General features: G+C 74.3%; 20 protein-coding genes and 1 pseudogene. 14 read left to right on the top strand and 7 right to left on the bottom strand.

Features of this window, described 5'->3' with window-relative positions:
• Positions 1–53: 53 nt before the first annotated feature.
• The 3 genes and pseudogenes from ACZ3TI_RS19680 to ACZ3TI_RS19670 all read right to left on the bottom strand — a co-directional run bounded on the left by ACZ3TI_RS19680 (position 54) and on the right by ACZ3TI_RS19670 (position 2,355).
• Positions 54–599: a hypothetical protein gene (locus ACZ3TI_RS19680; protein ID WP_465727758.1), complete on the bottom strand. Its 546-nt coding sequence runs from the start codon at positions 597–599 to the stop codon at positions 54–56.
• A gap of 154 nt (positions 600–753) precedes the next feature.
• Positions 754–1,440, bottom strand: a pseudogene (locus tag ACZ3TI_RS19675) (styrene monooxygenase/indole monooxygenase family protein); the annotation flags it as partial.
• Between the two features lie 264 nt (positions 1,441–1,704).
• The gene (locus ACZ3TI_RS19670; protein ID WP_465727756.1) at positions 1,705–2,355 is read right to left on the bottom strand and encodes a helix-turn-helix domain-containing protein; all 651 of its coding nucleotides are present in this window, start codon (positions 2,353–2,355) and stop codon (positions 1,705–1,707) included.
• Positions 2,356–2,549: 194 nt separating this feature from the next.
• Here ACZ3TI_RS19670 and ACZ3TI_RS19665 point away from each other — a divergent pair, with 194 nt between their 5' ends.
• The 3 genes from ACZ3TI_RS19665 to ACZ3TI_RS19655 all read left to right on the top strand — a co-directional run bounded on the left by ACZ3TI_RS19665 (position 2,550) and on the right by ACZ3TI_RS19655 (position 5,857).
• Positions 2,550–3,299 carry an MFS transporter gene (locus tag ACZ3TI_RS19665; RefSeq protein WP_465727754.1) on the top strand — a complete coding sequence of 250 codons (750 nt, stop codon included), beginning with the start codon at positions 2,550–2,552 and terminating at the stop codon, positions 3,297–3,299.
• 191 nt (positions 3,300–3,490) lie between these two features.
• Entirely contained in the window at positions 3,491–4,330 is an 840-nt protein-coding gene (locus ACZ3TI_RS19660) for a slipin family protein (protein ID WP_465727752.1), read from the top strand.
• Between the two features lie 162 nt (positions 4,331–4,492).
• Entirely contained in the window at positions 4,493–5,857 is a 1,365-nt protein-coding gene (locus ACZ3TI_RS19655) for an FAD-dependent oxidoreductase (RefSeq protein WP_465727750.1), read from the top strand.
• 26 nt (positions 5,858–5,883) lie between these two features.
• Here ACZ3TI_RS19655 and ACZ3TI_RS19650 read toward each other — a convergent pair whose 3' ends face one another.
• Positions 5,884–6,501, bottom strand: coding sequence for a TetR-like C-terminal domain-containing protein (locus ACZ3TI_RS19650; RefSeq protein WP_465727748.1), 618 nt, complete (start codon positions 6,499–6,501; stop codon positions 5,884–5,886).
• 314 nt (positions 6,502–6,815) lie between these two features.
• Here ACZ3TI_RS19650 and ACZ3TI_RS19645 point away from each other — a divergent pair, with 314 nt between their 5' ends.
• On the top strand, positions 6,816–7,040 hold the full coding sequence (locus ACZ3TI_RS19645; protein WP_465727746.1) for a hypothetical protein: 225 nt from the start codon (positions 6,816–6,818) through the stop codon (positions 7,038–7,040).
• Between the two features lie 90 nt (positions 7,041–7,130).
• On the opposite strand, the gene ACZ3TI_RS19640 is transcribed toward ACZ3TI_RS19645, so the two are convergent.
• Positions 7,131–9,194 carry a sensor histidine kinase gene (locus tag ACZ3TI_RS19640; protein WP_465727744.1) on the bottom strand — a complete coding sequence of 688 codons (2,064 nt, stop codon included), beginning with the start codon at positions 9,192–9,194 and terminating at the stop codon, positions 7,131–7,133.
• A gap of 267 nt (positions 9,195–9,461) precedes the next feature.
• Between ACZ3TI_RS19640 and ACZ3TI_RS19635 the strand changes: the two genes are divergently transcribed.
• The 6 genes from ACZ3TI_RS19635 to ACZ3TI_RS19610 all read left to right on the top strand — a co-directional run bounded on the left by ACZ3TI_RS19635 (position 9,462) and on the right by ACZ3TI_RS19610 (position 15,889).
• Positions 9,462–10,838, top strand: a complete 1,377-nt coding sequence (locus ACZ3TI_RS19635; protein WP_465727742.1) for an amidase family protein — start codon at positions 9,462–9,464, stop codon at positions 10,836–10,838.
• An 86-nt stretch (positions 10,839–10,924) separates the two neighbouring features.
• Positions 10,925–12,403 (top strand): DUF2079 domain-containing protein, encoded by a 1,479-nt coding sequence (locus tag ACZ3TI_RS19630; RefSeq protein WP_465727740.1) that lies wholly within the window; start codon positions 10,925–10,927, stop codon positions 12,401–12,403.
• Positions 12,404–12,503: 100 nt separating this feature from the next.
• Positions 12,504–12,911 (top strand): GntR family transcriptional regulator, encoded by a 408-nt coding sequence (locus ACZ3TI_RS19625; RefSeq protein WP_363574366.1) that lies wholly within the window; start codon positions 12,504–12,506, stop codon positions 12,909–12,911.
• A gap of 36 nt (positions 12,912–12,947) precedes the next feature.
• Positions 12,948–13,850, top strand: a complete 903-nt coding sequence (locus ACZ3TI_RS19620) for an ATP-binding cassette domain-containing protein (RefSeq protein ID WP_465727738.1) — start codon at positions 12,948–12,950, stop codon at positions 13,848–13,850.
• Positions 13,847–14,857, top strand: coding sequence for a hypothetical protein (locus ACZ3TI_RS19615; RefSeq protein WP_465727736.1), 1,011 nt, complete (start codon positions 13,847–13,849; stop codon positions 14,855–14,857). The genes ACZ3TI_RS19620 and ACZ3TI_RS19615 overlap by 4 nt, the downstream gene beginning before the upstream one ends.
• A 183-nt stretch (positions 14,858–15,040) precedes the next feature.
• A complete protein-coding gene (locus tag ACZ3TI_RS19610) occupies positions 15,041–15,889 on the top strand; it encodes a universal stress protein (protein WP_465727734.1) in 849 nt (282 codons plus the stop codon).
• A gap of 72 nt (positions 15,890–15,961) precedes the next feature.
• Here ACZ3TI_RS19610 and ACZ3TI_RS19605 read toward each other — a convergent pair whose 3' ends face one another.
• The gene (locus tag ACZ3TI_RS19605; RefSeq protein ID WP_465727732.1) at positions 15,962–17,053 is read right to left on the bottom strand and encodes a hypothetical protein; all 1,092 of its coding nucleotides are present in this window, start codon (positions 17,051–17,053) and stop codon (positions 15,962–15,964) included.
• Between the two features lie 105 nt (positions 17,054–17,158).
• On the opposite strand from ACZ3TI_RS19605, the gene ACZ3TI_RS19600 reads away from it, so the two are divergent.
• From ACZ3TI_RS19600 to ACZ3TI_RS19585, 4 genes are all read left to right on the top strand, one after another.
• On the top strand, positions 17,159–17,632 hold the full coding sequence (locus ACZ3TI_RS19600; protein WP_465727730.1) for a nucleoside deaminase: 474 nt from the start codon (positions 17,159–17,161) through the stop codon (positions 17,630–17,632).
• A gap of 22 nt (positions 17,633–17,654) precedes the next feature.
• Positions 17,655–18,218 carry a YbaK/EbsC family protein gene (locus tag ACZ3TI_RS19595; RefSeq protein WP_465727728.1) on the top strand — a complete coding sequence of 188 codons (564 nt, stop codon included), beginning with the start codon at positions 17,655–17,657 and terminating at the stop codon, positions 18,216–18,218.
• 115 nt (positions 18,219–18,333) lie between these two features.
• A complete protein-coding gene (locus ACZ3TI_RS19590) occupies positions 18,334–18,771 on the top strand; it encodes a universal stress protein (protein WP_465727726.1) in 438 nt (145 codons plus the stop codon).
• The gene (locus ACZ3TI_RS19585; protein ID WP_465727724.1) at positions 18,768–19,229 is read left to right on the top strand and encodes an amidase family protein; all 462 of its coding nucleotides are present in this window, start codon (positions 18,768–18,770) and stop codon (positions 19,227–19,229) included. Before ACZ3TI_RS19590 ends, ACZ3TI_RS19585 begins: the two co-directional genes overlap by 4 nt.
• A 42-nt stretch (positions 19,230–19,271) precedes the next feature.
• Here ACZ3TI_RS19585 and ACZ3TI_RS19580 read toward each other — a convergent pair whose 3' ends face one another.
• Positions 19,272–19,571 (bottom strand): hypothetical protein, encoded by a 300-nt coding sequence (locus ACZ3TI_RS19580; RefSeq protein WP_465727722.1) that lies wholly within the window; start codon positions 19,569–19,571, stop codon positions 19,272–19,274.
• Positions 19,572–19,749 lie beyond the last annotated feature (178 nt).

Raw genomic sequence — 19,749 nt, 5'->3', positions numbered from 1 at the left:
CGGACGGCCTATTCGGGCCCCGTCCGGGGCGGCGCCCGCGCGGCCGGGGCGGGTCAGCGCTGGCGGATCGTGGAGAAGCCGCAGGCCGGGGTGCAGAGGGTGACGATGCCGCTGTAGCGGTAGGTGGTACGCCCCTTGGTGACGCTGTGGACGGTGAGCTTCTCCCGCAGGTTCAGCTCCCGGCAGCGCGGGCAGGCGGCGCTGACCGGGGTGCCCCAGGGGCGGTTCGGGTTCAGCTTGTTGAAGGAGACCGCCATCAGGACGAGGGCGAGGGCGGCGCCGCCGAAGCCGACGACCCGCCACGTGCCGTTCGAGGACTCCCGGCGGTCGATCATCTCGTCGTAGGAGTAGGTGCCCCCGCCGCCGTGGTTGGACCAGATCCGGCACTCGCTGTGCCGGGTCATGGTGTGGCCGTCGCAGGTGGGAGGGGAGTCCGGGTCCGACTTGCCGACCACCAGGGCCAGGAAGAGCCCGACCGCGGCCAGGAGCCCCAGGACGACCACGGCGGTGGTCCGGCTGCGGCCGGTGTGCAGCCGCTTGCGCTCGTTGTACGCCGTATCGATCACAGCCTGGGCCATGTTGCCCCCGTCGACCGCCACCACGTGTCTCCTGTTGTCCGTCTGTCCGTACCGCTCGTGTTCCGAGCCGAATACCCCCTTCGGTGAGGGGTTGACACGAACCCACCATGATCGACGTGCCTTCGCACGGGACTTGGGAAGATTTGACCGTTCGGTTATCGGATCGGTTGCCGGCTCATCCCTCCCCCGTGACCGAGGCCAGGTAGGCGGCCGCCTTGTCCGCGTCGAGGTACCACCGCTCCACGTCCGCCGGGTCGTTGAAGTTGTTCGCGAACCGGTCGGCCACCGCCTGGTGTCCGCCCGCCGCGACGAGCCGGTCGAGGACGAACGGGGGCGGCGGGGCGAGCATCGCGTTGGACCAGGTGGTGACCGGGCCCGCGGTCTCCCAGAAGGCGTCGAAGGCGGCCTGCTGGAAGTCCCGGTCGAAGGGCTTGTCGCCGTGGGCGAGGATCGCCTCCAGGTAGACCGCCGCGCACTTGGCGGCGTTGTTGGCGCCCTGGCCGGTGATCGGGTCGTTGGTGACGACCACGACCGCGACGCCCAGCACCGCGCCGCCGCCCGGCAGTTCGCCGACCGGGCGACGGACCACCGGGGTGAAGCGGCCGGCCAGGATGCCTCCGCTGTCGGTGAGTTCGACACCGGACCGGGTGCGGTCGCACTCCGAAGGTGTGAAGGTCTTCATCAACTCCAGCGTCACCCGCAGGTGTTCGGCCGGGTCTCGGACCCCGTCGAAGGCGTCCGCCGGGCCGCCCGGCACGGCCTCCCAGAGCACGATGTCGCAGGGGCCCGACATGGTCAGGGCCGGCATCACGAACAGCTCGCCGATGCCGGGCACCACGTTGCACCGCACCGCCGGGAAGTCGTTTCCGAACGAGCCGGCGACGGACCGGCGAGCGATCCGGCCAGCACCAGGCCGGCGGCAGTCGCGCAGAAGGACAGCTTCCAGCCAGGCATATTTTCTAGTTATGGCCCGGGGGACGGCCTGCGGCCCTCCGACACACCTTCCGCAGGGTGTCGATCCGCACCGACCACACGACAGCGGTAACGGCAGCGGGAGGGCTGTGGATCCTCCGGGGGTGGTCCACGATGGGGCGCGTCCGTCGGATGACCGTACGGTCGACGGACGTCAGCCCGTGACCAGGCGGCGGCCGCTGATCTCCTGCGGGCGGATCCGCACCCAGCGCGGCCGGTCGCCGCCCGCCCACGGCGAGGCGCCGGGGAGACCGGCCAGGCGTTCGAGTTCGGCCGGGTCGTCCACGTAGTGGGCCGGGCCGAGGGCGAGGACGCTCCAGCCGCGCCCGAGGTACTCGTCGATGCGGTCGACCTGGAAGGAGACCGCGCTGCCCTCGTCCGGGGCGGTGGCGTCGTGCTCGCCGGTGCGGTAGGCGAAGGACGCCTGGTCGACCACGTAGTTGACGGGCAGGACCACTGGGCCCGGCTCGACGGACAGGCCGATCCGCCCGACCCCGTGGGTGCCGACCAGCTCCCAGCACTCGGCATCGGTGAGGTTCTGCAGCCGGGGGCGGGGCCCGGGGCCGCCTTCTCCCGGCGGGGCGTCGGCCCGCCCGGACAGCAGCTCGTCGCTGCTGCTGCCGAGGGCGGCGGCGATCCGGACGAAGCCCGCCGGGTCGAAGCCCGGACCGGCTTCCAGCAGGTGCCGCAGGTAGCGGGGAGCCATCGCCGCCCGACGTGCCAGCTCCTCCTCGCTGAAGCCCAGCTGCTCGCACCGTTCGGCGATCCGGCGGGCCACGACGGCGGGGTCGGGGGTGTCGTGCACGGTGGTGACTCCTCGGCTTGCCGGGGCGTTCGGGCCGCGTCCGGGCGGAATCCGGTACGGGTCCGTCCGGTTGACCAGGGCGGACCCATCCAAGCGCCCGGCCTGCGGCAAGTCGAGCAACAGCACGGCCCGTGCGTGTCGTTGCGCACCGCCCCGGATCTCGGAATCAGTGCGGCGGCTCGTCCCCTTCCCCCGTGAGCTCCGCGGCGAGCGCGCCCAGGCTCTCGCGCAGCAGCCGCAGCAGCGGGTCCTGGTCCCGGCGCGGGTGCCAGACGAGGTTCGAACGGCGCCGTGCGCACCCGGTGTTCCCGCTCGCGCTGCTGCGCCGCCCGACCTTCACCGCCGCCACGGTCAGCGCGGTGCTGGTCTTCGCGATCCTGGCCGGCTTCCTGTTCGTGTCCAGCGCGTACTGGCAGCAGCAGCGGCACGCCTCCGCGCTGGAGACCGGGCTCGCGCTGCTCCCGGCGACGCTGGCGATCGTCGTGGTGTCGCCGCTGAGCGGCCGGATGCTCCACGTGGTCGGGGCGCGCCGGCTGCTGGCGGGCTCCGGGCTGCTGCTGGCCCTGGGCTCCGGGCGGCTCGCGCTGGCGTCCGGGGGCGACGCCTACCTGCCGTACGCCGCCGGGTACCTCGTGCTCGGGCTGGGGATCGGCCTGGTCAACCCGCCGATCACCCACACCGCGGTGACCGGTCTGCCGCCGCAGCAGGCGGGCGTGGCCTCCGCCCTGGCCACCACCTCCCGGCAGCTCGGCAACACCCTGGGGGTGGCCGTGCTCGCCTCGGTCGCGGCCGGCCCGCACCTCGACCAGCGGCGCGCCTGGCTGGTCGCGCTCGGCCTGGGCCTGGCCGTCGCGGCGCTCAACGCGGTGGCGGGCCGACCGCGCCGCGGCGAACCGGCCCCGGCCCCGGCCGTCCGGGAGCCCGAGCGGGCCGCCGCCCACTGAGGGCCACCGGCGACCGGGGAGCCCTGCCGGCCCCCGGGAGGACCGGCCCGCCGAAAATCCGTCAAAACCCCTGCGCACACGCCTGTCACGCCCGGCACCCCGAGCGCATACTGTCCTGCGCGGCTCGCACCGTGCGACAGGGCCACTCCGGTCCCGGCCCGGCTGCGCCGCGACGGGGGGAGGTCGGAATCGTGCCAGTTGTCGTGATCGTCGCCGTGGTGCTCCTGCTCTGGCTGGTGACCGGCGTGCGGGTGGTGCAGCAGTACGAGCGCGGTGTGGTCTTCCGGCTCGGCCGGGTGCGCGGGCGGGTCCGCGAGCCGGGCCTCACCATGCTGCTGCCGGTGCTGGACCGGATGCGCAAGGTCAACGTCCAGGTCGTCACCATGCCGGTGCCCGCGCAGGAGGGCATCACCAAGGACAACGTGTCGGTCAGTGTCGACGCGGTGCTGTACTTCCGTGTGATCGACCCGATCAAGGCGACCGTGGACGTGCAGAACTACGCCTTCGCCATGCTGCAGGTCGCCCAGACCTCGCTGCGCTCCATCATCGGCAAGAGCGAGCTGGACGACCTGCTCTCCGGCCGAGAGAACCTGCACCAGGGGTTGGAGGTCATGCTCGAGAGCCCGGCGACCGGCTGGGGCGTGCACATCGACCGGGTGGAGATCAAGGACGTCAGCCTGCCCGACTCGATGAAGCGCTCGATGGCCCGCCAGGCCGAGGCGGACCGCGAGCGCCGGGCCCGGATCATCACCGCCGACGGCGAGTTCCAGGCCGCGGCCAAGCTCGCCGAGGCGGCCACCAAGATGGCCGAGACTCCGGCGGCGATGCAGCTGCGGCTGCTGCAGACGGTGGTCGAGGTCGCGGCGGAGAAGAACTCCACGCTGGTGCTGCCGTTCCCGGTGGAGCTGCTGCGCTTCTTCGAGGCCTCCGCCGCCCGCATCACCGACGGCGGAACCGGCGGCGGAACCGGCGGCGGAACCGGCGGCACCGGCACCGCCGTACCGGCACAGGCCCCCTCCGACGGGAGCTGAGGACGCCGCGCGGTCGGCCCGGGCACCCGCCCGGACCGGCCGCCCACCCATAGGTCCTCTCTATGACGTCATAGACCGGAACCGGCTACACCCCCGCCCCACCTCCGGGTTGGCTGCAAGGGTCCAGACCACCTCCCGCTGCGCCCGACCGGAGGACCCCGCATGCCCCGCCCGATCAGAGTCGCGATCGTCGGTGCCGGCCCCGCCGGCATCTACGCCGCCGACGCCCTGCTGAAGTCCGACGCCGCCCAGACGCCCGGCGTCTCGATCGACCTGTTCGAGCGGATGCCCGCCCCGTTCGGTCTGATCCGCTACGGCGTCGCGCCCGACCACCCACGCATCAAGGGCATCGTGACGGCCCTGCACCAGGTGCTCGACAAGCCGCAGGTCCGCCTGTTCGGCAACGTCGACTACCCCTCCGACCTCGCCCTGGACGACCTGCACCGGTTCTACGACGCCGTGGTCTTCGCCACCGGCGCGATGGCCGACCGCGCGCTGGACCTGCCCGGCATCGGGCTGGACGGCTCCTACGGCGCGGCCGACTTCGTCTCCTGGTACGACGGGCACCCGGACGTGTCGCGCACCTGGCCGCTGGAGGCCGAGAAGGTCGCGGTGCTGGGCGTCGGCAACGTCGCGCTGGACGTGGCCCGGATCCTCGCCAAGACCGCCGAGGAGCTGCTGCCCACCGAGATCCCCGCGAACGTCCACGCGGGCCTCCAGCGCAACCGCGCCCGCGAGGTGCACGTCTTCGGCCGTCGCGGCCCGGCCCAGGCCAAGTTCAGCCCGATGGAGCTGCGGGAGCTGGACCACTCCCCCACCATCGAGGTGATCGTCGACCCCGAGGACATCGAGTACGACGCCGGCTCGATCGCCGAGCGCCGCGCGGTCAAGCACGTCGACCTGGTCGCGGCGACCCTGGAGAACTGGGCGATCCGCGACACCGGGGACCGCCCGCACCGGATCCACCTGCACTTCTTCGAGTCCCCGGTGGAGGTCCTCGGCGAGGACGGCCGGGTGGTCGGGCTGCGCACCGAGCGCACCGAGCTGGACGGCACCGGCAACGTGCGCGGCACCGGCCGATTCACCGACTGGGACGTGCAGGCGGTCTACCGGGCCGTCGGCTACTACTCCGACGAGCTGCCCAAGCTGCCCTTCGACCCGGTCTCGGGCACCGTCCCGCACGAGGCCGGCCGGGTCCTCGACGGCGACGGCTCGCACCGCACCGCCACCTACGTCACCGGCTGGATCAAGCGCGGTCCGGTCGGCCTGATCGGCCACACCAAGGGCGACGCCAACGAGACCGTCGCCTGCCTGCTGGCCGACCACGCGGCGGGCCGCCTGCCCGGCGCCGTCGAGCCGGACCGGGCCGCGGTCGAGGAGCACCTGCGCGGCCAGGGCGTCCGGTACACCACCTGGGCGGGCTGGCAGCTGCTCGATGCCCACGAGCGGGCACTCGGCGAGGCCGAGGGGCGCGAGCGGGTCAAGGTCGTCGAGCGCGAGGAGATGCTCCGCCACAGCGGGGCGTGAACACCGGAGCACCGCTCACGGCACCGTCAGGGGCGGACGATCGGCAGCAGCACCTCGTCCACGATCTCCTCCGGGTCGAGCTGCACCACGTCCCCGCCGCACATCTTGATCCGGTACAGCATCAGCGCCGGCACCACGTCGGTGACCAGCGGGGTGACCGCCCCCGGGCGGACCTCGCCGCGCGCGATGCCCCGGTCGAGCACCTCGGCGATCAGCGCGGTCGTCGGCTCGACCACCCGCTCGAAGACGATCGCCACGAAGGCGTGCGCCCGCTGGTGGTCGAGCTCGCTCATGATGGCCCGGACGGCGGCGCCCAGCTCGCTGAACATGGCGGCACGCAGCCTGGCGACCACCTCCAGCAGGTCCCCGCGCAGGCTGCCGGTGTCGGGGGCGGGCCCGCCCGGCGGCAGGCTGGCCCGCAGCGCGTCCATCACCAGCTCCTCCTTGGAGGACCAGCGCCGGTAGAGCGCGGCCTTGCCGGTCTGCGCCGCGGCGGCCACGCCCTCCATGGTCAGCCGGGCGTAGCCGTCGGTGGTGAGCTGCCGGAGCACCGCCTCGTAGATGGCGCTCTCCAGCGCCTCGCCGCGGCGCCGCAGTGGGGCGCCCGTCACCGGTCCGCGCACGGCGTCCGTTTCAGCGATCATGGCTGCGCACCTTCTTCGGTCACCCTTCCTGGTCCCAGGCTTTCCCTGGTCACGGGGCTACTCCCGATGCTAGTGAACGAACCCGTTCCCCTCCCAACCCCGCGCGCCGCGGCAGCCGAGTTGCGGCACGTGTCCGCGCGGATACGCTTCGAACAGAGGTTCCCACCGTCCGGCCCCCGTCACGTACCGTGACCGCGCACTCGCTCGGCGGGACCGGGACGGGACCGCTGCCCCGTGTGGACGGGGCGGCACCGGCGGTGGCATGGAGGAGCAGGTCGGAGCCGACCGGCCTGCGGAACCCCCGTGGAGTCACCATGCCCCAGAGAACGGCCAGTGCGGCACTGCTGGCGGCCGGCGCCGCGGCGGTCTTCGCCGCCGTCAGCCTCGCCGCCGCGGTCCGCGCGTGCAAGTGCCCGATCGGGAGCAGCGAGGGCGGCCCCGGACCGGGGCGGCGGTCCCGCCTCGCGCACCCGCGCACACAAGCCCCCGCCGGCACCCGGCCCACCCACAAGTGCCCCAACCCGCCCAACTGCAACTGACGGCGCGCCGATCACCCCTGTCCCCGCTGAAGGTCCGGCCCCCGGCCGACCCCCGTCGTGCCGGGGGCGGGCTCCTGCCGCCGGGCCCGGTCAGCCGCTCGCGGGCCGGCGCGGGAGCACCGCGTGCACCCGGGTGCCGCGGTTCAGGGCGTCGACGGTGCAGCTGCCGCCGATCTCCGCGGCCCGCTCGGACATCGACCGCAGCCCCACCCCCGGGTGCGCCGGCCAACTGCGCCCCGGGCCCCGTCCGTCGTCCTCCACCACCAGCTCCAGCGCCCCGGTGTCGACCCGGACGGACACCGTGGCACTGCTCGCCCGGGCGTGCCGCAGCACGTTGTTGAGCGCCTCCGCGGCGATCCGGTACACCGCGACCTCCACGGCGGCGGGCAGCTCCGGCAGCGGGTCCGGCTCCAGCCGGGCCGTGACGGCGAGGTCGGCGCCGCTGAAGGTCTCCGCGAGCCGGCCCAGCGCCCGGGACAGCCCGTAGTCGCCGAGCGCCGTCGGCCCGAGCCGGTCGGTGATCCGCCGGACCTCCCGCACCGCCGAGGCCAGGTCGTCCCCGACCCGCTCCAGCGCGCCGGAGAACAGCGCCGGGTCGTCCACCGCGGCCGCCCCCTGCAGCCGCAGCCGCAGACCGGCCAGCATCGGGCCGAGCCCGTCGTGGATGTCGCGGCGCAGCTGCCGGCGCTCCTCCTCGCGGGCCGCCACGATCTGCTCGCGGCTGGCCCGGAGGTCCTCCATCAGCTGCAGGGAGGCGACGGCAGGCGCGGCCTGGTCGGCCAGCGAGCGCAGGATGTCGCGGTCGCTGTCGTCGAGGGTCTGCTGGCCGGGGCGCGGGGCGACGGTGAGCCGCCCGATCTCGGCTCCGCGGTGGACCAGGGCGAAGCCCTCCACGCTGCCCGAGCGGTCCCCGACGGCGGCCAGCGGGCGTTCGCCGCCGCGGGTGGAGACAGTCAACGCCACGCCGGAGAGCCGGAGTTCGTCCCCGACGGTGGCGCACAGCACGGCCGGAACGTCCTGCGGGTCGACGGTCTGGCTGACCCGTCCGGCCAGGCTGCGCAGCACCTGGTACGGCTGCGCCCGCGCGCCGTAGTACCAGCGGTCGACGACGCCGGAGGCCCAGCGCACGCCCCGGGGCAAGCCCGCCGCGAGCACGAAGACCACGGCGACCAGCAGCAGCGCCCCGGCGCCGCGCCGCCCGGGCATCAGCATGGTGGAGAGCACGCAGGCCACCAGCACGAACACCACGACCAGCCCGACGGCGACGAGCAGGCCGACCAGGACCCGGCGGGCCGCCCGGTCCAGCCGCCAGGAGCCGTCGCGGATGACGACGGCGGCCAGGGTGAGCGTCCACAGCGCGGAGGCGACCGTGAACGCGAGGTACGAGGACGTGCTCTGCTCGTCGAAGTAGTAGCCGAGTTCGGCGCCGTCCCAGAGCACGTAGACGCCGAGGCCGATCAGCACGTTCAGCCTCCGCTGCCGGGACACCCCGCGGGTGCGGACGAGCGGGACGGCGATCACCCCGACGGTCAGCACGACGAACACGATGAGCTGGGTGATGTGCAGCCGGTCGTTGAACGTCCGCAGCCAGTCGGCGACGGCGCTGTCCGCCAGCGGGTTGGGCCGGCCGAACACCGTGGGCTGGTAGACGTAGTAGCAGGACTGGGGAAGGATCCACAGGCCCACCGCGCCGATCGCGTACCACCACCGGCGGCTGGGCAGCGTCCCGTACGGCAGCCACAGCGGCAGGGCGTGCCACAGCGTGCCGCTGACGGTGTACCCGGCCGACACCAGGACCACCACCGCCCCGACCACCCGCGGGTCGTCCACCTCGACCCAGACCGGGGTCTGGACGGCGAGCGGGACGACCAACGCCGTCCCGTACACGAGCAGCACCCAGCCGAGCTGGTTGCCCGGGCGGTGGGCGTGCAGCAGCACCCCGCCCGCCACGGCGGCGAGCCCGGAGCCCAGGACCGCCAGGTGGTGGGCGGGCTGGGCGATCCCGGGCGCGCCCTGGTGGCTCAGGACGTAGCCGACCCACAGGCCGCCGGTCACCAGGCAGACGAGGGCGCACAGCCCCGCCAGCGCCAGTTGCCGCTCCGCCGGACCGGACCGGGGGCGCCACCAGGCTCTCCGCGCACTCTCCGCAGCCATGGACACCCTTCCTCACCGACGGACCCACCGGATGCCAGCAGTGTCCTGCACCCGGTGTCCCGGGCAACTGAGGCAGCGGCCCCGGCGAGGCGCAGCGCCCGCGGCAAGGGCCCGTTCGGCGGGGCGACCGCCCCGGTGGAGCACGGGCGGGGCGCCGGTGCCGCCCTCCCCCGTGCCGGTTATCCGGTGGTCCCGGAGCGGCGTCGCCGCTACCGTCCACGGCGGACTCGTTCACGTACGTCAACACAGCACGGAGGAGACGACTTCATGGTCGACCCGGACACGTCCGGTCAGGGCGGTGCACAGGAAACGGTCTCGGCGGCGCTCGACCGGGCCGCCGCGACCGCGCACCTCAACGCGTTCATCACGCTCGACGCCGAGGGGGCGCTCGCCGAGGCGGCCCGCCACGACGCCCGGAGCGATCGGGGCGATCAGAACGGGAACCCGCGCTGGTGCGTCGTCGTCAAGGACAACGTCCACGTCGCGGGCCTGCCCAACACCGCGGGCACTCCCGCGCTGGCAGACTTCGTGCCCGCCGAGGACGCGCCCGTCGTCCGGGCGCTGCGCGCGGCGGGGGCGATCGTCCTCGGCAAGACGAACATGCACGAGCTGGCGCTGGGTGCGACCTCCTGCAACCACACCTTCGGTGCCGTCGGCAACGGCACCGACCCGGCCCTGTTCGCGGGCGGCAGCAGCGGCGGTACGGCCGCGGCGGTGGCGGCGGGCGTCGCGGCGGCCGGGCTGGGCTCGGACACCGGTGGTTCCGTCACCATCCCGGCCGCTCTCAACGGGATCTACGGCCTGCGCCCCAGCACCGGCCGCTACCCCTCGGCGGGCCTCACCCCGCTGTGCCCCACCCGGGACACGCCCGGACCGATGGCGAACACCCTGGACCGCCTCCTGACGCTGGACACCCTCGTCACCGGGGAGACCGGAAGCCCGCGGGAACCGGGACGCCCGCTCCGGCTGGGCCTGCCGAGGCACGTGTTCACGGAGGACCTGGAGGGCCCGGTCCGCGCCGCCTGGGAGGCGGCCGTCGAGGGCCTCGCCGTGGCGGGGCACGTCTGGGTCCCGGTGGACACGGCGCACCTGGTCGAGTACGACGCCCGGATCGGATTCCCCCTCGTCTTCGGCGAGTTCGCCGCCGCCCTCGGCCGCTACCTGGACGAACACCGCGTCGGGCGCACCCCGGCCGAGGTCCTGGACGCGGTCGGCGATCCCGTCATCGGGGGAATGCTCAAGGCAACCGCGCTGCCCACCGGTCCGGGGTACCCGGGGACCGCCGCCCTGCAGGGGGCGCTCGCGCAGCGCCGGGTGATGCAGGCCGCCTACGACGAGCTGTTCGCTGGCAACGGCCTGGACGCCGTCCTGAGCCCGACCGTCCCGGTGTGCGCCCGGCCGCTCGGCCGGTTCGAGGACTCGCTGCCGCTGAACGGGCAGGACGCGCCCACCTTCTTCACTCTGATCCGCAACACCTCTCCCGCCGCCACCGCGGGCCTGCCCTCGGTGACGGTGCCGCTGCCGGTCACCGTCTCCCCTCCGGTCGGTCTGCAGCTGATCGGACGTCGGATGGGCGACCGGGACCTGCTGTCCGCGGCGGTGGAGGTCGACGCCCTGCTGCGGCACGGGCAGCCGGGCGGGTAGCCGCCCCCGCGTGCGTCACCGGCTTGACGCCCGCTCAGGCTTCCACCACCCTTCCACTAATCGAATAGTGAAAGGGTACTTTGCCGATGCCTCTGGCCCTCTCCCCGCACCGCCCGCCCCGGCCCCTGCCGCCCGCGCCTCCGCTCCGACGCGCCGCCGGGCTCGCCCGGCTCGCGCGCCACCCCGCCGCACTGGCCTGGGGCCTGGCGGCGGGATTCGCCGCGCTCTACGTCTGCGTCGCCGCCAACCGGCACCGACGCGGCCTCACCAAGGCCTACGACCTGGGGATCTTCGAGCAGGCCGTCCGGGCGTACGCGCACCTCCGGGCGCCGGTCGTGCCGCTCAAGGGGCCCGGCTACGACCTGCTCGGGGACCACTTCCACCCGCTGATCGCCGCCCTCGCCCCCGCCTACCGCGCCTTCCCGACCCCGCTCACCCTGGTGGTCACCCAGGCGCTGCTCATGGCACTGGCTGTCGTTCCGCTCACCCGCTGGGCCCACGAGGTGGCCGGGCCGCGGGTGGCGCTGCTCGTCGGCTGCGCCACCGGGGCCTCCTGGGGGATCGTCCGGGCGGCGGCCGACGACTTCCACGAGATCGCCTTCGCCGTCCCGCTGCTCGCCTTCGCCGCCACCGCACTCGGCCGGCGCCGACCGCTGGCCGCCGCGCTCTGGTCGCTGCCACTGCTGCTGGTCAAGGAAGACCTGGGGCTGACGGTGGCCGCCGTCGGCCTGCTGGTCGCCCGGCAGGCCCGGCAGGACCGGCGAACCCCGCTGCCCGGCCTGACTCTCGCCGCCGTCGGCCTCGCCGCGACCGCGCTCACCGTGCTCGTGGTGCTGCCCGCCTTCAACCCGAGCGGGGGCTTCGACTACTGGCAGCAGCTGGACGGCGGCGGGCAGCCCTCACTCTGGGCCCTGCCGCTGCGGCTCGGCTGGCCGCCGGTCAAGTGGCTGCTGCTGTTCCTGCTCGCCGCCACGGCCGGCTTCCTCGGGCTGCGCTCGCCGCTCCTCCTGCTCTGCGTACCGACCCTGGCCTGGCGACTGTTCTCGGCCAACCCGCACTACTGGGGCGTCAGTTACCACTACAGCGCGGTGCTGATGCCGATCGCGGTCGCCGCCCTGGTCGACGCCCTGCGCCGCTTCGGAGGCCCGCGCGCCGTCGACCCCGGCCGGGCGCGGCGTGCCCGGCGGGCGCTCGCCGTCAGCGCCCTGGTGACGGCGGTGACGCTGCCGCTCTACCCGCTGCACGAAGTGGTGATGCCCGAGGCCTGGCAGACCTCGCCCCGGCTCACCGAGATCCGGACGATGCTCCGGCTGATACCCGACGACGCCGAGGTCGCCGCCTCCAACCGCCTGGCGGCGCAGCTCACCAACCGGGCCGAGGTCACCCTGGTGTGCCGGGAGCCGGTCCGGCCCGGCCCGGAGTGGGTGGCCGTCGACCTGCGCGATCCGAGCGTGCGGGCCCCGTGCGCCACCGCCGACACCGCCCGCATGCTGACGCGGTACCAGAGCCTCGGCTACCGCCGGCTGGTCGACCAGGACGGCCTGCTCCTGCTCCAACGCCCCTGACCGGGCCGGTTCCTCCCACCCCTCCCCCCGGGTCCGGCTTGACCCTTGCGCCGCCGTGGGCCACCATTCCACTATTGAACTAGTGAAAGGCCTGAACGCGGTGATCGAGTACCGCATCGAGCGGCGCAGCGGCGTCTCCACCTACCAGCAGATCGTGCAGCAGACCAAGCAGGCCCTGCGGCTCGGACTGCTGCAGCCCGGGGACAAGCTGCCGACCGCCCGCGAGGTGGTCGAGCTGACCGCGATCAATCCCAACACCGTCCTGAAGGCCTACCGCGAACTCGAACGCGAGGGGCTGGTCGAGCCCCGTCCGGGGCTCGGCACCTTCGTCCGGCGCTCGCTCGCCCGGCCGGAGGCGGCGGCGGACGGTCCGCTGCGCGCGGAGCTGGTCGGCTGGGTGGACCGGGCCCGGGAGGCCGGGCTGGAGCGCGAGGACATCGCCGCGCTGATGGCCTCCGTGCTGGAGCAGCGTTTCGACACCGGGGTCTCCCCGGCAACACCGAACTGAGAACTGTGGGGGGACCGGGTGGAAGACCCGACGACCATGACTCCCGCCCTGGAGGCCGTCGGCCTCGGCAGGCGGTACCGGGGCGGCTGGGCCCTGCGCGGCTGTGACTTCACCGTCCCGGCCGGGCGGATCTGCGGCGTGGTGGGCCCCAACGGCGCGGGCAAGAGCACCCTGCTCTCCCTCGCCGCTCGCCAACTCTCCTCCACCGAGGGTGAGTTGCTGGTGTTCGGCGAGCCGTCCGGCACCCCGGAGCAGCGCGCGCGGGTCGCGTACGTGGCGCAGGACAAGCCGCTCTACCCGGGCCTGAGCGTCGCCGAGACGTTGCGGATGGGCCGCGAGCTCAATCCGGTCTGGGACCAGGAGGCGGCCCAACGCATCGTCGACCAGGGCCAGTTGCGGCCGAAGGCGCGAATCGGCTCGCTCTCCGGCGGCCAGCGCACCCGGGTCTCGCTGGCGCTCGCCCTCGGCAAGCTCCCCGACCTGCTGCTGCTCGACGAGCCGATGGCCGATCTCGACCCGCTCGCCCGGCACCAGCTCATGGGCACCCTGATGTCGGCCGCCGCCGAGCGCGGCACCACCATCGTGGTCTCCTCCCACATCCTCCCCGAACTGGACGGCGTCATCGACCACTTGCTGCTCGTCGAGCTCGGCGGGATCCGGCTGGCCGGCGACCTGGACGAAATCCTGGACGGGCACCGGCTGCTCACCGGGCCCGCCGAGGCCGCCGCGCTCCCGGCCGAGCTGGTGGTCGAGCAGCGCGTCGGCGGCCGCCGGGCCACCGTGCTGGTCCGCACCGGGGAGCCGGTGGACGGACCGTGGGAGAGCGAGCGGCCGAGCCTGGAGGAGCTGCTGCTCGGCTACCTCCGCGCACCGGCCGACCCGCAGCCGGGCTCCCACCCCGCCGACGACCGGCACACCGACCACGAGGCCGCCGCATGAGCACGAACGTCCTGCCCGACCGCACCACCGCCCCGGCGGGCCCGCGCCCCGCCGCCCCGAGGCTGCGCGGAATGCTCTGGCTGGCGATCCGCCAGAACCGCCTGGTCCTCCGGACCTTGGCCGTACTGCTGGTCCTGGTGGCCGCCGACCTCCTCTGGCTGCACATCGTCTCCCGACACACCGTGGGCGTCCTGCGGCGCACCGGCTGCTACAGCCCCGAGACCTGGTCCGACACCGGGTGCTGGGCGCTGCTCACACCGATCGACCGGCCGAACTTCTGGTTCCTCTCCGTCCTCCAGCCCGCGGTCACCGCCGTCCCGCTGCTGATCGGCGTCTTCATCGGCGCGCCGCTGCTGGCCCAGGAGTACGAGCGCGGCACGATCCGGCTGATCCGCGCGCAGTCCGTCAGCCCGGTGCGCTGGCTGGCCGCCCGCCTCGCGGTTCCGGCGCTCGCCGTGCTGGTCTTCAGCGGCGTCATCGCCTCGCTGATGACCTGGGTGTGGTGGACGGACATCGTGCACGGTCCGGTCGCCTTCGACCCGCCGTTCCAGTCCTTCACGTACCCGGCCCTCGGGGTCGCGCCGGTCGCCTGGTCGCTGTTCGCGCTGGCGCTGGGCGTCCTGGTCGGCGGGCTGGTGCGCCGGACGCTGCCCGCGATGTTCCTCACCGGCGCGCTGGTCGCGGGCGTCCACGGGGTGATCCGCTGGGCCCGACCGTCCTTCCACCCCGTCGTGGACGCGGTGACCGGCCTGCCCGACAAGAACGGACTGGGCGTCGCGCAGCCCACCAACGCCTGGCTGATCGACCGGGGTGCGGTCATGGCGGACGGCAGCCGCGTCGATTCCGACGCATGTCTGTTCACCGACCGGTGCGACGGAGCCACCGGCACCTGGCTCCGGTACCACCCGGCCGACCACCTCGTGCCGATCCAGCTCGTCGAGGCCGGGATCCTGCTGGCGCTCACCGCCGTCATCCTGGTGGTCGTCTTCCGCCGATTCCGCGCCTGAGGCGGAACCGGCGGACGGGCGGGGCGGGTCAGGCCTTCCTGACCCGCCGGACGTCAGCCGCACCGTGCCGAAGCCCCCGACGCGCTCCTCGGGAGGCGCCGGTCGCGCCCACTGCCGATACTGGGGCCGCACCCGAGGCGGCCGGGCACCGCCTCGATCCACCGCGGAACCGAGGAGGACGCCATGACCGGATCCGTGGTCGTCGGCTTCGACGGCTCGCCCGAGAGCCTGGCCGCCACCGAGTGGGCCGCCGCCGAGGCGCGGCGCCGCGGCCTCCCCCTGGAGATCCTCGAGGCCTGGCCCTGGCCGAAGCACGACGTGGTCGGCAGCGACCAGCGGTACCAGCAGACCCTGGCCCGGCTCGCCGAGCGCGAGGCCGCGTTGCGCACCCTGGCACCCGGGGTGGCGGTCTCCTCCTCGGCCGTCACCACCGACCCCGCCGAGTCGTTGGAGGCCGCCGCCCGGGACGCCGCCGTGCTCGTGCTCGGCTCGCGCGGGCTGGGCACCCTGCGCGGCTTCCTGGTCGGCTCGGTCAGCCAGGAGGTGCTGCGCCGGGCCGCCTGCCCGGTGGTGCTCGTACGGGCGGGCGAGGAGGAGCCGGGCGGCGCGGTGACGGTCGGCCTCGACCTGGCGCACCCGGCGGAGCCGGTGCTGGCCTTCGCCTTCGAGGCCGCCGCGCTCCGCTCGGCGCCGCTGCGCGTCATCCACGTCTGGTCCCCGCCGGCCGGCACCGAGCACATGTCCTACGGCGCCATCGGCGGGCTGGAGGGCGAGGTGGCCGGGAACCAGCGGGCCGATCTCGCCGAGGCCCTGGAGTCCTGGCGGGCGCGCCACCCCGAGGTGGCGGTCACCACCGACCTCGTCCGGGGCAAGCCCGCCGTCGAACTCGTGGACGCGGCCGCGGCGTCCCGGCTGCTCGTCGTCGGCCGCCGCAGCCACCGGGCCCCGCTGCGCCGCCACCATCTCGGCCCGGTGGCACACGCCGCGATCCACCACGTGCACTGCCCGGTCGCCGTCGTCCCGTACGGCTGATCCGGGGTGCCTCCGCCCATCCCGACCGCCGTCGCCGTCCCCGTCGCCATCCCCGTCGCCCGGAGCGGCCCGTCAGCTGTCGCCGACGCCGCCCTCCCGCGCGAAACAGGGGTAGCCGGGCAGCGGGTCGACCTGCCAGCCGTCGGCGACCTCCCGCAGCAGCCGCCGCATGGTCTCCGTGAACGCGGGGTACCCGTCGAGGCCCGCCGCCGTCTCCCAGCGGTGCCTGAGCAGCTGGCGCCTGGTCGCCACCGGCCGCCGGGTGCGGTGCAGCGGACCGTCCTCGGCCGTGCGCGGCAGCAGGCGCGCGGTCGCGTCCACCGTCCACACGGCGACGGCCTGGCGCATCCCGGCCTCCCACACCGCGTCCTCGGCCAGCGCCGGGTAGGCCGCGACGACCTCGGCCCGGTACGCCTCCTCGACCCGCCGGGCGAGCCCAGCCGGCAGGGCGAAGACGCACCAGCAGGTGGAGAACGGCATCCGGCAGTACGCCGCGGTCAGGAACACCGACTGGTAGCTCGCGGCCTCGAAGTCGAGCAGCCGCAGGCCCTCCGGGGTGAGCAGGTTGTTGTCCGGACAGGTGTCACCCGGGGTGAACGCCGGGTACTCCTCCGCACCGGCCGTCCCGATCCGGGCGAGCTCCTCGCCGAGGCCGGGCGGCACACTGACGCCAGCGGCTTCGAGGACGCCGGGGAGCACGGCGGCGTTGCGCGCGATCCACGGCTCGTCCTCCCAAGTCGGCATGCCCTTGTCGTAGCGCTCCCAGAGCCGGGTCAGGTCCTCGCGCCGGTCCACCGACCGGACGGCCAGTCGGCCGAGCCCGCGCGCCCAGGCCAGCAGCCCCTCCTCGGCGGCCTTCGGGTCGTCCCCCAGCAGCACGTCGGCGAGGGTCGGCGCGTCGCCGAGGTCGGCCAGCACCAGCAGCGGCACCTCCGGGTCGACTCCGAGCACCTCCGGGCCGGCCAGGCCGAGCGAGAGCCCGGCGGCCTCCGCGGTGAAGCCGCGCAGGGAGTCAGGACCGCCGGTGTAGGCCTTGACGATGACGCTCCGTCCGTCGGCCGTCCGACAGCGCAGCACGCTGGTGCGGGGGCTCCCGCCCAGGTCGACGGGCTCGGACAGCCCGGTGTCCAGCAGGCGCTCGGCGGCGCGGATGATCTCGTCCATCAGCGCATCCTGTCACCGACCCACCGGTCCGCGAACCGTTTTTCGTCCGACAGCAGACGTCATACGTTCAACCCCATCCCCCCCGGCCCACCCGAGGAGTACGCCATGGCCGACCTCACCCGCACCCACCTGCTCGCCGCCCTCGAACTCGCGAACAGCGCGCGAGCGCACGGCAACCACCCCTTCGGCGCGCTGCTGACCGACCACGACGGGAACGTCCTGCTCACCGCCGAGAACTCGGTGCTGTCGGACCGCGACGTCACCGCCCACGCGGAGACCAACCTGGTGCGACAGGCCTCCCGCACCCTCGCCCCGACCCAGCTGACCAGGGCCACCCTGTACAGCAGCACCGAGCCGTGCGCGATGTGCGCCGGCGCGATCTACTGGAGCGGCATCCGGCGGGTCGTCTACGCGCTCTCCGCCACCGAGCTGAACGCCATCGCGGGGGTCGACCCGGACGAGCCGGTGCTCGAACTGCCGTGCCGGCAGGTCTTCGCGGCCGGCGGCAACACCGTGGAGGTGTCCGGTCCGCACCTGTTCGAGGAGGCCGCGGCCGTGCACACGGGGTACTGGGGGTAGCGCGCGCCGGTACAGTCCGGGCATGAGCCAGTCCGTACCCCCGCCCTTCGGCAACTTCCCGGCGGCCTTCACCGCCCTGTCGGTCTGCGACGACCTCGCCGGCCCCGTGGCCGACGCCCTGAAGAACTGGGACGACCGGGAAGCCGCCGCGTCCGTGCTCTACGTGGACACCGACCCCGAGAAGGCGGACACCGCGGTGTTCTGCGAGGCCTACGACGCGCCTCCCGAGCTCTCCGCGAACTGCGTGGTGGTCGCCGCCAAACGCGCCGGCGAGGTCACGCACGCCGGGTGCCTCGCCCTGGCCACCACCCGGGTCGACGTCAACCGGACGGTCCGTACCCACCTCGGCGCGCGCAAGGCGTCCTTCGCCTCGATGGACACCGCGGTCGAGCTGACCGGCATGGAATACGGCGGCATCACCCCCGTCGGCCTGCCCGCCGCCTGGCCGCTGCTCGTCGACGAGGCGGTGGTCGCGGCCCCGTACGTCCTGGTCGGCAGCGGTCGGCGCCGGGGCAAGCTGATCCTGCCCGGGTGGGCGCTGGCCCGGCTGCCGGGCACCGAGGTGCTGCCGGGCCTGGCCGGCTGAGCGGTCGCCGGGACGGTGGCCGCCGCCGTCACCCGGCTGCCGGACCGTACTGGCGGCGGCGTCGGACGGCCCGCACCGTGGGGAGAAGGGGCGTCGATCGACAGGACGGTTACCCATGGACGCTAACGACTCCGCTCCCCGCGTCGTGGTCGGCGTCGACGGCTCGCCGTCGTCGCACGCCGCACTGCGCTGGGCGGTCCGGCACGCCACGCTGATCGGCGGGGTCGTGGACGCGATCGGCGCGTGGGAGCCGCCGAGCCGCGTCGGCTGGTCGGCGCCGGTGGTGGACATGGCCCTCGACCGCGACGTCGCCGAGCGGCGGTTCACCGACGAACTCCACACCGTGCTCGGCACGGACCGCCCGGTGGAGGTCCGCTCGACGCTGGTGATGGGCGACCCTTCGGACGTTCTCATCGACGCGTCGCAGGGCGCCGAGCTCCTGGTGGTGGGCAGCCACGGCCACGGCGGCTTCACCCGCGCCCTGCTCGGCTCGGTCAGCACCCGCTGCGCGCAGCACGCCGACTGCCCTGTGGTCATCGTCCGCGCCCCGTGATCGGAGCGGGACTGCTGCTGGACGACGGCCGCCCGCTGGTCGCGGTCCTGGACGACCTGCAGTGGGCGGACGCCGCCTCGGTAGTGCTGCTCGGCCACCTGGGCCGGCGCGCCCGGCACGAGCCGCTGCTGCTGATCGGCACCTACCGGGACGTCGAACTGCCCGACGGGCATCCGCTGCCCGCGCTGCCGGGCGCCGAGGTGGTGCTGCTGACCTCCACCGAGGACGACCCCTGGCGCACCGCCCGGCACAGTGCGCCGTTCATCGCCTTCCCCGCCGTCGTCGCCAACCTCACCGGCGCTCCGGCGATGTCCGTCCCGCTGCACTGGTCGGGGGCGGGCCTTCCCGTGGGCGTCCACTTCCTCGGCCGGCCCGGCGGCGAGGCCACCCTGTTCCGCCTCGCCGGACAGCTGGAACGCGCCCGCCCCTGGTCCGGACGGGTGCCGGGCGGCTGCTGACCGGCCGCTCCCCCGAGGACGGGGAGCGGCCGCGTCTTGCCGTCACGCGGCGCCGGTGACGCCCTCCACGATGAAGCGCCGGTGGAGCGGGCTGAACACCACCTCGGGCTCGCCGGCGATTCCGGCCTTCTGCACCTCGGCCGCCAGCCGCTCGGCGAAGAAGGTCTCGAAGTCCTGCTGGGACTCCCACACGTCGGTCACGTGCAGGCTCTGATCGTCGAACCAGGCGACGTGCAGGTGTGCGCCGGCGGGCGCGAGTTCCTCCCAGCGGACGGCGTCACGCACGGTGTCGTACTGCTCGGGTGTCACCCCGGCCCAGCGCATCGACATCACCACAGCCATGTCACCGCTCCTTCGCTCTCGTCCCGGTTCGAAACCCCGGTGGTTTCCAGCCAACTCCCGCTGCTGCGCACGCGCACCTCGGCGACCCACCGCACCCGGCCTGCGGCAGTCCTCCCACGGCGGCTCCTACCCGCGACGCTCCCACCCGCGTGCCCGGGTGCCGCGCGAGCAGGAGACG

Source organism: Kitasatospora sp. NPDC023120, from assembly GCF_055560835.1.
Note: the sequence above shows the minus strand (reverse complement) of the source record. Positions and strands in the feature narration are given on the sequence as shown.

Coding starts and splice junctions, on each gene's coding strand:
- ACZ3TI_RS19655 (WP_465727750.1), top strand. CDS start 4,493: ATGCCCCGCCCGATCAGAGTCGCGATCGTCGGTGCCGGCCCCGCCGGC.
- ACZ3TI_RS19630 (WP_465727740.1), top strand. CDS start 10,925: ATGCCTCTGGCCCTCTCCCCGCACCGCCCGCCCCGGCCCCTGCCGCCC.
- ACZ3TI_RS19650 (WP_465727748.1), bottom strand. CDS start 6,501: ATGATCGCTGAAACGGACGCCGTGCGCGGACCGGTGACGGGCGCCCCA.
- ACZ3TI_RS19615 (WP_465727736.1), top strand. CDS start 13,847: ATGAGCACGAACGTCCTGCCCGACCGCACCACCGCCCCGGCGGGCCCG.
- ACZ3TI_RS19610 (WP_465727734.1), top strand. CDS start 15,041: ATGACCGGATCCGTGGTCGTCGGCTTCGACGGCTCGCCCGAGAGCCTG.
- ACZ3TI_RS19620 (WP_465727738.1), top strand. CDS start 12,948: ATGACTCCCGCCCTGGAGGCCGTCGGCCTCGGCAGGCGGTACCGGGGC.
- ACZ3TI_RS19595 (WP_465727728.1), top strand. CDS start 17,655: ATGAGCCAGTCCGTACCCCCGCCCTTCGGCAACTTCCCGGCGGCCTTC.
- ACZ3TI_RS19640 (WP_465727744.1), bottom strand. CDS start 9,194: ATGGCTGCGGAGAGTGCGCGGAGAGCCTGGTGGCGCCCCCGGTCCGGT.
- ACZ3TI_RS19605 (WP_465727732.1), bottom strand. CDS start 17,053: ATGGACGAGATCATCCGCGCCGCCGAGCGCCTGCTGGACACCGGGCTG.
- ACZ3TI_RS19590 (WP_465727726.1), top strand. CDS start 18,334: ATGGACGCTAACGACTCCGCTCCCCGCGTCGTGGTCGGCGTCGACGGC.
- ACZ3TI_RS19580 (WP_465727722.1), bottom strand. CDS start 19,571: ATGGCTGTGGTGATGTCGATGCGCTGGGCCGGGGTGACACCCGAGCAG.
- ACZ3TI_RS19645 (WP_465727746.1), top strand. CDS start 6,816: ATGCCCCAGAGAACGGCCAGTGCGGCACTGCTGGCGGCCGGCGCCGCG.
- ACZ3TI_RS19600 (WP_465727730.1), top strand. CDS start 17,159: ATGGCCGACCTCACCCGCACCCACCTGCTCGCCGCCCTCGAACTCGCG.
- ACZ3TI_RS19635 (WP_465727742.1), top strand. CDS start 9,462: ATGGTCGACCCGGACACGTCCGGTCAGGGCGGTGCACAGGAAACGGTC.